Raw genomic sequence first — 12,165 nt, 5'->3', positions numbered from 1 at the left:
CGAATGTGTATAACGTTTAATATATGTGTCGTAGCAGGGCAAAATGTTACCAAGCCATTGAAAATTATCTGCGGATTGATTGCTAACTTTTCCTTTGTGCAAGCATTGCGCCTTTATAAATATACAATAACCAATCGATTGATCACTTAGCTGCTATGACCACATATATGGTGTTACAGCACATTTTTTGTTTTTAGAATACGTTGCGCTGCAGTTTTTGCTTCATTTACATATCCACTACTTTCGTCCGCAATACTTTTCAATTCTGATTCAGGTTTTGATTTGAACTTTAGTTGGTAACTTTTAATCAGCTTTTCCGTTTCCATATTTTTGTCAGCTAACTCCTGTTCAGTTAATTCTTTTTTAGGAAACATTTCGTTTAATTGCTTTTTATTCAAGGCAAGAAATGTAATTAGCAAAGCTAAAAAGATTGGGTTGAAGTTAATAGGACCGATACTAAATATGATGTTCGAATAATAAATATCAATTAAGTTTAAAATCCCGAGTATCAATGTCAATCCGAATATATAAACAAACAATTTTTTATTCTTGAAATAAAGTATTGTTGAGATTCCAATGAGCGTTATTCCCAGATAATGCTTATAATTCAGTACATAATCCGTCAGAAGCGTAATTCCGATTGAGTAGAGTAGGAGAAGTATACAAATCAGTATTGGAATTATTTCTTTTTTCATCATATGTGCTGTAATGGTCTCGTATAACCGTCAGTTACGGGTTAATATGCTTTAATTTTCGGTTTAGCACAGACTTTAGCAATTCCGAGTGGATTCGGACGTAGTGGAATCCGCCGTAATTGTGGTTATACATTGTTACCACACGTTTTTTATTAAAAGTCCAATTATAATTATTGGCGGTAAAATTATCAAAGAATGATAAATCAATCCAGTTTTCAAATAATAATCAGCCTTTATTAGAAAAACATCAAATTTGTCCAATTCGTGATATTCAGCTTTTGAAGCTTTAAACATATTGTGGTCAATTGGCTGATGATTTTCGTGTCTTTCTAAAATTCTTTCATATTTACTTGAGATTTTTTCGGCAAACTCTCTTTTCTCATTTAATTTCGGTTTGTCGTTTAAGGTTTTAATATTCTTAAATCGTTATACAAACTTGACAATTCAAGACCGCAATTATGATATTGTTTTGCTTTTGTGCTAAAATCTTTAGCGTTTTCTATTTGTCCGAAAACCAATAATAATATAGAAAGACAAGTGATTGAATAGGCAATTAAATTTTCATCAATTGTTTCAGTCTTATAGATATTGTAAACAGATAGAAGTCCAACAGCAATAAGATATACAGATAACATACTCAAACATAAGTTTGATAAATCAGCAACTTTTAAAAGCCTTTTATTTGCGTTAAATCGACTTCCTTTAGTCGACCATATTTTATAATTCAATTCCTCAAGAAATGTTTTTTCTAAATAGTCTTTGTGAGATTTTTTCTTTTCCAATGTAGGTTTACTTTTTTTCAATTCTCTTTAACCTTTCTGTTATATCCATTTCGTATTGTTCAAGCAACTGCTGATTATTTATTGCAGTATTTACATCTTTTTTAATGATTTTCAATTCGTTAATTATTCCGTCAAGTTTTTTGTCTAAAATTATTTGATTGTCGACAATTCTTTGATATTCTTCTGCTGTCATAATGTTGATTCAAATGTGTGGTAACAATGGAATAAAAGACATATGTTCTTTATATCCATTATATAAACGTTTACAAACGTATATTAAACGTATAATTCTACGGTTAGACTTCTAAAATAACTAAAAATTCCCTAGAATTAAAAAAGAAAGATGGGTGCTATACAAAAAAACCTGCTTTGTCACAAAGCAGGTTTTTAAAACACATTTCTATATAAACAAATAAATATAAGAAATATCTTGCTATTGCTGATTTAACAAAGGCACTAGCACATCATAATATCTTTTAGCGATTTCTACCGCACCAGCCTCATTATAGTGCACGGGGTCTGCATAATACAGGCTATTATTGGTGAAACCTGTATTCATATCTACCGTAACTACCTGAGAGGTGCTCGTAGTTTTGTCGGTAGCTAATTGTATAACCTGTGTTTCGAAGGTTGTGAGCTGGTTGTTAAGGTTGGTAACTTCTTGTGAATTGCCAAAAGCACCTGCAATGATCTCTACCACGATAGTCGCGTTAGGATTATTGGCTTGAATACCATCAATAATTAACCCAATATTACTAATTACTTCTGTTACCGGGCGTATGTTGTCTGCGACATCATTACCACCGATTCCTAATAATACGACATCAGGTCCTCGATTAGCGCTTGTTAAAAAATCGTTCAATTCTTCCAGAACTCCGCTAGTATCGATTCCACCGATACCTGCATGGTCATTATCAAAAGCGGTATCCATAAAAGTAGGATAGCTGGCATTATCCTCTAGAGGACCGATCAAATTAAAATTGTATCCTCCTGATTTCATGAGTTTCCAAAATTCATAGCGGTAGCTTTCGTATTCAGGACGTGCGCCTTCAATCCTGGAGTCACCCATACAAAGGATTGCGATTTGATCTGCAGTGAGATCATCGCTGGTGGGATTTGGCGGATTGGTAACAGAGATATTGTCATCATCAGAACAGGCAAATGGTGACCAAAATAAAAGGATTGCTAAGACATAGATTAACTTTTTCATGTTTTTCATTTTTTATTGTTTTTAAAATTGGATTCGATAACTGAGTATCGGGAAAAATCCGGTTTGATTATTAAATTCGATTTTACCAGTTTCGGTATCATAAAATCGTGAGGCTGCATTTTTGCGAGCCAGGATATTTTGGATATCTAAACGTAATTCGTGAGTTGTTTTTGGGTTGTTTTTGATATAACTTATCTGTACATCAAAGCGCAAATAATATGGTAATTGCTCCTTGTATGCACGGTCATAATCAAATATAGTTTGTTGTTGATTTATGGATTCCTGCAGATCTAAGGGGAAGAAACGATTATTACCGGCATAAAGAATTTTACTGTTTAAGCCTAAAATATTTTTTTTAGCCTTACCTACCATCCATTCTTTACCTCCCAGGGCATTAATCGAATAATTCCCATTAAGCCTTGAATTTCTCTTGATACCATCTCCTCCTTTGTATTTTGAATCATAAAAAGAGGCATTAGTCATAAAGTAATATCCATCAGAAAATTGTTTTTCCAGAGTAAGCTCAATACCGGTGTTAGTTCCAGTACCAGAGTTACTTAATGGGAGATTTTGAAAGGATTCATCAAATTCAAAATCATTAAGCAGACTAGAGTAGACCCCTTCTGCAGTATTTGGTTGAGCTCCGGCTATAACCGGGATATCAAATAATTGCTGGTGATACAACTCAACTTTGAACCTAAGGTTTTTGCTAAGAGCTGTGTCATACCCTAACACAAAATGCCGGGCCTTAGAAATCTTAACATCTCTATTGTTTTGTATAATGCTGCCGTCGTTTAATATTTGACCGCCCACATACAACTCCAACGATTCGAGCTTACTATGTTCTCCATAACCAAAAACAACAGTATGTTTATTATTAATGGAATAGCGTAAACTTGCTCTGGGCTGTAGTAAGGTTTCTTTATTGAGGTTGAAATAAAAACCATGTACACCCGTCACTAATCTAAATTTTGAGTTGATGTTATAGCTCCAGTTAAGATACGATTGCAGGGTAGAGGTGTTTCCTTTTTGGTCATAGCTCTGTACTGGATTTTGTGAATCTTCTGATTCTTCCAGGACTTGTCTTCTGTTAAAACGATATCCTAAAACACTATATACAGCACCACCTTCTATAGTATGCTTGGCAGATAGTTTGGTTTGCAGCACAGTCTTGGCACGATAATAACTGCTAGAGTTGTTTTTGATATAGGTGTTGATATTATCATTAGCAGTAAGGAATCGCTGCAACGTAGCATCACCACTTTTTGCTTTGTTTCCTGCAAAAGATAGGGTAGAGGTCAAAGCCGTTTTATTCGAGAGTGGTATCTGATGTTTAAGACCTAGCATACCTACATCATAGGATTGCCCGGTATCATCATCTTCATCATCACCAAACGAGAATTTGCTGAGTCCTCCAATTCCAAATAATGAAAAAGTACCCAGTTTTTTGGTTGGAAAATATAATTTTAGCGATAGATCCTGAAAACCATTGTTTTTGGTTTCATCGGCAATGCTAAATCCCAGTTGGTCTACCAACCCCAATGTGGAGTATCGGTAATTGAATAAATAGGTTGCTTTTTTACCTTTGATAAAAGGCCCTTCTGAAGCCACATCAAAACCCAGAAATCCTGCCTGAAAGGTATGCTCTCGTTTTTCGGCATTTCCATTTCTGAAATGTACATCAAACACTCCTGATAACGCATTACCATATTGACTAGGGAATGCTCCAGTAAGAAAATCTGATCTAGAAAGCACTTGCGAACTAAAAATACTCAACGCTCCCGAAGCACCACCTACAGTAGAAAAGTGATTAGGACTGGGGATCTCTACCCCTTCCAGTTGCCACAACATTCCTTTGGATGCATTACCCCGTATGGTAATATCATTAGACAAGTCATTACCACTTTGTGTTACTCCTGGAAAAACGGTTGCCAGACGTGATGGATCTCCTAATGATGCGGCATATCGTTTTGTTTCTTCGATAGAAAAGGAGCGAGCACTTATTTGTGCTGCACGATTTACGGCACTAAAGTTGGATCGTTTTGCTTGGATTAGGATTTCGTCTAGTTCTGTATCAGATTCGTTTAAAGAGGTGTTAAAAACCAATTGCTTGGCAGAGGTAAGCAATAAGTCGCTATACTCTCGGGTTTCAAAACCAATAAAGCTTATTTCGATCGTAACCCGTCCGATAGGTACATTAGAGATACTATACTGACCTTCCAGATCTGTTACAGCTCCAAGAACTTCGCCACGAGTGGTGGTTACTTTTACATTCACCCCAATTAATGGTTGTGAAGAGTTGTCGTCTGTTATCTTTCCTTTAATGGTTTGTGTTAAATTCAACCTTTTCAGAACACATCGACCACCAAGAAAATCATAAGTGATCGGCAGGTTTTTAATCACTAATTGAATAGCTTTTTTAACCGAAATGTTCTTTTTATTTATACTTATAAGCTCATTCACAGGAATGGCACTACTACTAAATGTAAATTCTATCCCAGATTTCTGAGTGATGCTCTTTAAAACTTCAGAAAGGGGTAATTCATTTACAGATAGATCTATTTTTTGATCAGATTCTTTGGATTGACCAAAACCAGGTAGCTGAATCCCAAAAACTGTAATGATGCATAAGATTTTAAAATACATTACTATTATTCGCATGCTTTTCCGCTAATATTGTATTGTGAATTACTAATTTTTCCCCATTGTAGATCAAGTGTAATCCCTATAAATTTTAATACTTCCTCTATTTTTGGATCTTTAAACGTACTGGTAAACTTGCAATTTCCTATAGCGGGATTGCTTAGAACAATGGTTATATCAAAATAAGTTTCTAATTCCTTAATAACTTCAGAAAGAGAGTCATTATCAAATACCAATGTTTTTGTTTGCCAAGCCAATGTATTGTTTTCGGGGTTTACCGATTTTGTCATAGCTTTTGACTTTGAATTCCAGCTTGCAACATCATTTTTTTCTAAAACCAATGAGTCTTTTTCTGCGATGAATGCGACACGGCCTGTCTTTACTAAAATATCTACTTTTTCCGGAGTCGTTTCTATATTAAATGAAGTCCCCAGAACCTGTACCTTTGTAGATGATGCATTGACAATAAAAGGTTTGGTAGTATCCCGATGCACCTCATAAAACACCTCACCTTTTTCTTGTGATAATTTTCGTTCCTTGTTAAAATCAGGGTCATACACCACTTTGGAGTTTTCATTTAACCAAATCGTACTACCATCGGGTAATGTAAATTCTTTTACTTCTTCTGCATAGGTTTCCAGGGTTACAGTTCTGCCTGTAGTAAGGTATATGGTAAGGGCAGTGGCAAATAAGATAACAACGGAAGCTGCTATGCGTAACCAGCTGTTTTGATACCAACGCACTTGAGGGTTTTCTTTGGTGATGAAACGTTGCCAGGCTTTTTGGGTATCAACGTCTAGCTTCATTTTTACATTAGCACTAGCACGCCAGGTTCTCTGTAATTGTTCAAACTCAAGACGATTATTATCATTGGAGATATACTTCTCCCACTTTTTTTGTTCTGAAGCCAACAGCGTTTCTTCCTGAAGCTTTTTTCGGATGATATCTAGCAACTTCCCTTCCATATCTTAGCTATATTTAATGATCACTATACATTGAAAATAAAAATTTATAGGGGTGTTGATCTTATAAACTTTCAAAAATAAATTGTCTCATATCATCATCACAAGTGTTACAAGTAAAGTATACACCGTGATCACCTCCTTGAATTTTGTTAAACTTATTACGTATTCCTAACTCATCCAAAAGTGGGTGAATCAAACAAGGCCCTTCAGTAAAGTCTCCATCAGGATTGGTTTGAGATTCAGGGTCGATTGTACAAGTTGTATCAGAATCGTTATCTCCGTGGATACTATATAAAATAGGTTCTCCGGCATCTACCCAATTGGCCTTAAATAACCCTCCTGAAATACTGATCACTCCTTTTATTTTTTCGCTTGCACCGGGATTACCACTATTACCAGATATACCTCCGGTAGCAGCAATGTGATTTTGTATTTCTACAGGTGCAGTGGCCAGATTGCTTTCATCCATATAGGCATAGTGAAGTGCCATAACTGCTCCCGCAGAGAATCCACCAACAAAAACATTATTATTATCAATGTTATACGTATCGTCTTTGGTAAAAAAGCGTACCGCTGCCCTCATATCATGTACGGCATCAACCACTGCTTTTTTTAAGGAACCATCCCCTTCAATAAATCGATAACTTATGGTAGCAGCGACATATCCTGATTGTGCAAAATACATTGCCAATTGGTCAAAATCTTCTTTGGCTCCTTCTGCAAATCCACCGCCATGTGCTAATACAATAAGAGGTCTGTTTGGTTCAGTATCATTGGCGGGTTGATAAATATTCATAGATAAATCAATAGTTCTCCCAGCCTGAGTAGTACTTCTGCCATAGACCACATCTCTCGATTCTTTAATTTGTGAACTATTAAACACAATGCTATTATACCGAATTCCAGAAATCGGATCGATTGGATTGTTCATATTATCATCGCTTGAACAAGAGAGGAAGAACATTGAAATTATTGTAAATAACGCAATTATCTTTTTCATTTAAATTACATTTTTAAAATTAAACTAGGTGCCATAGCAGGCTTAAAAACTTAGGATCCCTATAAAGAAATAACAGTGAAATTTGTTATTCTTTATTAGTAAGACTGACCTGTTTTGAAAAACACGTAGTAAAATTTTAATTTTTTTACAGAAATAAATCTGAAAGCAATAAAAGTGGTATGACCGCAGGAAAAAAATCGCCTTGCCGTCCTTTAAAATCTTGTCTTAGATGTTTTAATGCAGCCGAAATTTGTGTTTCTACTGTGCGTTTAGAAACCTGAAGTTCTTCGGCAATTTCATCATTTGATAATCCTTCAAATCTGGACATTGAGAATACTAAACGACAACGAGGAGGTAGTTGATCGAGTGATTTTTGTAATTCTTCTAAAAATGACGCAGGAACATCAAATGTTTCTGATTCACCTTCTACAAAATACATGGTAGCATATTGCTGTTCTCTGATCTTTAGTCTCTTTTTCTGATATAATTTGGTTAAAGCAAGATTTTTGGTAGTGGTGCGTAGATACGCTTGTAAATTTTCAATTTGACCTTTTCTATTCCATACTTCCCAAAGTTTAACAAACACTTCTTGAGAAATATCTTCTGCAAGATCTACTTCATTAACAACATAATATGCTGTTTTTACTACCATTGGGTAGTGCTCGTGAAAGCTGTTTTCAAAGGAACTAGAATAAGAGTTCAAAGTGATATTATTTATAAATACTTAAGTATTTTTATTTAGTGATTGTATTAATTTTTTTATATTCTAAAACCACATCCTAAATGTAATATTAGGGGTTAACCTTAATGATTCCTGACGTAATACATCAAGCTCCACTTCATCGGTGTTGGGATTTTCGTCCGCTTGGTAGCTAATAGAAAGAGGAACCTGCCGATCATAAAGATTAAGAGCAGAAATTCCTAATTGACCTCTCCAATTTCTGTTTTGGTTAAAATTAAACTTGTATGTGATAGAGGCATCTAATCGATGATAGCTAGGCAAACGTTGTGCATTGGGAGTGCCAAATTCAATTTCATCATTTACCAAATCAGCATCTGTAAAAGGAGCTCCAGACCTCCATAACCAGCCTAAAGAGAATTCCCAATGTTCTAATTCATAGGTATTGGAAATCCTAAAATTATGAGTGATATCATTATTACCGGGAAAAGAACCATCTTGTATTTCAGGAAATGTATAAGTTACATCATTAAAAGTATACCCAATCCAGGTTCTAAAGTTTTTAAATCGTTTCTTAACTAACACATCGACACCGGTGATTTCGCTTTCTCCGGTTGAGAGTTCGGGATCAAGACTGTTAAATCCATTGGTAAGGGATGTTAAACCATCAATATTTTTAAAATACCCATCTATTTCGATATTCCAATTATCATTGGAGTATAATAACCCACCAGAAAACTGTGTGCTTTCTAGTATTGGTATTTCATCGTTATCAGAGTGAATCCATAAACTATTTTCTACCCGCAATTGTGTGTCTTCAAATTCTACTAGTTGACTTATAGGTTGATATCTGAGCTCTCCAGTTGCTTTAATACGCAGGGACCGAGTAATAGGATACTCTATATTTAATCGGGGTTCTATATAAAATTCATCTACTACCGAATAATGAGAGGTACGCAACCCTAAGTTGATAGCTCCTTTGTTCCTAGGAATAAAAGTATAATTAGCGTAGAAAGAATTTGCAGTATTTTTTATAAGGTCGGATTCATTAATTGGTGTTTCGAATTCACTTTCTCGAGTAATATTATAAAACACTTCATTGTTAGATAGTTGATATCCTAACTGAATGGTATTCTTTTTATTAAGTTTATATCCAACGTTAAGATCTATACCAACCTCTTCTACAGTATTTTTTCGTATGGATTGCTCTTCAATTAATTGTTCTTGTCTTTGAGTAAACAGATAATCAGAGTCATAAAAAGAATAATATCCTTTTAGACTATGTGTTAATCGATCGAATTTGGTTCCTTCCCAAGAGAAACTAGCACCCTCATTTTGTATATTAAGCTCATCAGTAAGTAGGTCTTCATCATCATTTACCTCAAAAGTGAGGTCATTTTTAGTAAAAATCCCACTAACTAGAATTTTATCATGCTCAGAAGCATCAACAATTATTTTAGCACTGGCATCATAGAAGAAAAAGTTGTTATCAGTTACTTTTCCTGCTTCCTCATCCTCTTCATCTTCTTCATCGGGATCTGGAATTGGGTTATTAGGGTTTTCAACAATTTTGGTGTTTTGAAATACTTTATCAAAATAGGCTTCATAAGTTGGAGTAGTTATGAAATCGGTATATGCCCTTCTTCCGGAAATGATAATTCCTGCCTTATTACCGATAGGAGTTTTGAGAAAAAGATCACCGTGTGTGCCATTAATTCCTGTACCACCACTAAATTTCTCAGGTACTTCTGTGTCACTTGAGATATCAATCACACCGGATACTCTATCTCCATATTTAGGATTTGCTCCACCTTTTAGAACTTTTGTCTCGCTAACTATATTAGGGTTAAACGCAGAGATCATCCCAAAAAAATGTCCTGTATTATACATTCTTATATTGTCCCATAATATCAGATTTTGATCGGGAGAGCCTCCACGAATCTGGATACCGGTTGCGGTTTCATCAGGACTACCAATACCAGGAATTAATTGTATACTCTGTAAAATATCAGGCTCGGTCTGCCCGGGAAGAATTCCCAAGTCTTCATTAGAAACCCCCAAAGATCCATCGATATTTTTGCCAACACCTTTGGTGATATATTCTACAATAAGTACTTCTTCTAGAGCAGTGCTTTGTGTAAAAAGAGGTATTTTAGGGCAACGAGTATTTTTAAAATCAGTAATGCTCATCAATTTCTCCTTATATCCTATAAATACTATCTTAATAGAAGTCGTTTCATCCAAAAAACCCAATTGAAAAAAACCATCCTCATTGGCAATAGTTCCGGTATTCGTATTTTCTATTAGTATAGAGGCATAGGGTAGAGGAGCATTAGTAGCTTCATCAAACAGGTATCCGCATACTTCTATTGTTTTATCCGGAGCGCTAATGATTACCTGTCTTTCAGATATTTTCTTAAACTCAAGCTTGGTTAATGCTTTTAGTGAAGCGATAACTTCATCCAGAGAGGCATTATTGGTAGAAAGTGTAATGATCTTGTTTTTTACCACTTCATTGCTAAAAGAAAAAATAAGGTTATAAGATTCTGAAATGCCTTTCAGGATCTGTTCCAATGGAGTTTCTTTATAATCTGCGGTGATTTGCCCATGTGCTGAAGAAGCTAATAAAAATACTACTACAAAAATCTTTCGCATTGTTATTGTGGAGATAAAGTAACTGTTTTATTTACTACCGTATAACGAATTGCCATCGGAGTTAGTACTGATTGTAAAGCAATATCGAGATCAGAATGGATAAATCCACCAGTAAACAACTTATTTTGATCAATATTATTTCTAATAAAAGAGATATTATACTGTCTTTCAATTTCATCCAGAACCAGGCTTAATGTCACGCTATTAAATAAAGTTTCTCCATTCATCCAAAGGGGTTCTGTACCTGCAATTTTACTTTGGATAAATTTCTTGTCTTTTAGAGTGACAGCATCTCCTTTTTGTAATACTGTTTGCTGATTATCTGTTGTCGAAACTCTTACTTTGCCTTCATAACAGCTTACCTCAAAAAGTTCCTCCCTTCCTTTTACATTAAATTCTGTACCAAGTACTTCAACTTTTCCTAGTTGAGTAGTTACGGTAAAAGCACTTCCTTTAGCTACCTTAAAGAATGCTTCACCATCCAATCGTACTCCGCGATCATTAGACCAGAAGAAACGTTGATGAGTTAAAGAAGAGCCTGCATTAAGATCTGCAGTACTACCATCAGGCAATGTTATCGCCAGTTGTTGCCCTGGATCAGAAGTATAGGTGATTTTATTAAAAAACAATCCAATTATAAGTAGGATGGATGCTGCTGCGGATATTGCATATATAAAAGGTTTGAATCGTATTACCTTGCCTTTTTTAGGTTGATCAAGTTTATTGATAGTAGTTTGCAACGATTTTTGGGTATCAAATTCCGGAGCCCTGAAGTATTCCAGACCTTTTACGATTTTAGCATAATCCTCGTATTCTGGAAGCTCTTTTAGTTCTTTCAGTTCTTCAGAAGTGAGATCCTTGTTTAACCACTTCGCTAGATATGTATTTTCTTTTTCACTCAGCATAAAAGTTTAGCATATAATTCTGTTTTGATATCAAATTGTTAAGCTAATAACAGGCAACTTGGATAATACCCTACCTTGATTATATATTTTTTACCAACTTTCTCAATTCTTTTAATGCATTGTGCATGCGTTTTTCTACAGCTTTTACAGAAATACCAAGCATTTCAGCAATTTCGTTATATGTTTTTTTATCAATACGATTTAATAAAAAAACTTCTCGTTGTCCTTCGGGTAGATCTGCAATTGCATTCTGAAGCTTATCCATAAACTCCTTTTCTTCCATAATAAAATCAGGGGATTCTATATTTTTGCTACTATGAGGTAATCCTGCATATTCTAGTCGCACTTTTTGATGCGCTACCTGATTATAAAAAAGATTGGTGGCTACTTTATAAAGAAAAGCTTTGGCCTTATCAAAAAATACTTTTTTACAGTTATTCCAAAGTTTAATAAATGCCTCCTGCATAATATCTTCTGCTTGTTCCACATCTCCACACTTATAATATATATGATTTCTAATGGTCTGTGCGTGAGTAGTAAACAACTTGCTGAACACCGGTTGATCACAAACAGATCTAGAGGATAACTCCATATAAGGAAATTTTTTTTCGATTTCTGGTAGGGTGAAATG

At 34.9% G+C, this 12,165-nt stretch carries 11 protein-coding genes; all 11 read right to left on the bottom strand.

The genetic code is table 11. The annotated features are described in order from the left end of the window. Positions 1-173 precede the first annotated feature (173 nt). Positions 174-695: a hypothetical protein gene (locus tag J8M14_RS18895; RefSeq protein WP_211076385.1), complete on the bottom strand. Its 522-nt coding sequence runs from the start codon at positions 693-695 to the stop codon at positions 174-176. A gap of 401 nt (positions 696-1,096) precedes the next feature. Next, positions 1,097-1,477: an SLATT domain-containing protein gene (locus J8M14_RS18885; RefSeq protein WP_211076384.1), complete on the bottom strand. Its 381-nt coding sequence runs from the start codon at positions 1,475-1,477 to the stop codon at positions 1,097-1,099. 7 nt (positions 1,478-1,484) lie between these two features. Beyond that, positions 1,485-1,670 carry a hypothetical protein gene (locus J8M14_RS18880; RefSeq protein ID WP_211076383.1) on the bottom strand — a complete coding sequence of 62 codons (186 nt, stop codon included), beginning with the start codon at positions 1,668-1,670 and terminating at the stop codon, positions 1,485-1,487. A 240-nt stretch (positions 1,671-1,910) separates the two neighbouring features. Then, positions 1,911-2,687: a GDSL-type esterase/lipase family protein gene (locus tag J8M14_RS18875; RefSeq protein ID WP_211076382.1), complete on the bottom strand. Its 777-nt coding sequence runs from the start codon at positions 2,685-2,687 to the stop codon at positions 1,911-1,913. A 21-nt stretch (positions 2,688-2,708) separates the two neighbouring features. Then, entirely contained in the window at positions 2,709-5,348 is a 2,640-nt protein-coding gene (locus J8M14_RS18870) for a TonB-dependent receptor (protein ID WP_211076381.1), read from the bottom strand. Continuing rightward, entirely contained in the window at positions 5,339-6,295 is a 957-nt protein-coding gene (locus J8M14_RS18865) for a FecR domain-containing protein (protein WP_211076380.1), read from the bottom strand. Before J8M14_RS18865 ends, J8M14_RS18870 begins: the two co-directional genes overlap by 10 nt. A gap of 61 nt (positions 6,296-6,356) precedes the next feature. Continuing rightward, positions 6,357-7,295, bottom strand: a complete 939-nt coding sequence (locus tag J8M14_RS18860; RefSeq protein WP_211076379.1) for an alpha/beta hydrolase — start codon at positions 7,293-7,295, stop codon at positions 6,357-6,359. 145 nt (positions 7,296-7,440) lie between these two features. Continuing rightward, the gene (locus J8M14_RS18855; RefSeq protein ID WP_211076378.1) at positions 7,441-7,998 is read right to left on the bottom strand and encodes an RNA polymerase sigma-70 factor; all 558 of its coding nucleotides are present in this window, start codon (positions 7,996-7,998) and stop codon (positions 7,441-7,443) included. Between the two features lie 63 nt (positions 7,999-8,061). Further along, entirely contained in the window at positions 8,062-10,629 is a 2,568-nt protein-coding gene (locus J8M14_RS18850) for a carboxypeptidase-like regulatory domain-containing protein (RefSeq protein WP_211076377.1), read from the bottom strand. A 2-nt stretch (positions 10,630-10,631) separates the two neighbouring features. Further along, a complete protein-coding gene (locus J8M14_RS18845) occupies positions 10,632-11,534 on the bottom strand; it encodes a FecR family protein (protein ID WP_211076376.1) in 903 nt (300 codons plus the stop codon). Positions 11,535-11,613: 79 nt separating this feature from the next. Next, positions 11,614-12,126 carry an RNA polymerase sigma factor gene (locus J8M14_RS18840; protein ID WP_211076375.1) on the bottom strand — a complete coding sequence of 171 codons (513 nt, stop codon included), beginning with the start codon at positions 12,124-12,126 and terminating at the stop codon, positions 11,614-11,616. Between the last annotated feature and the right edge of the window lie 39 nt (positions 12,127-12,165).

The sequence above is a fragment of the Aquimarina sp. MMG016 genome, from assembly GCF_018100805.1.
Lineage (GTDB): Bacteria > Bacteroidota > Bacteroidia > Flavobacteriales > Flavobacteriaceae > Aquimarina.
The sequence above is the reverse complement of the archived record's forward strand: the minus strand, read 5'-3'. Positions and strand labels throughout refer to the sequence as shown.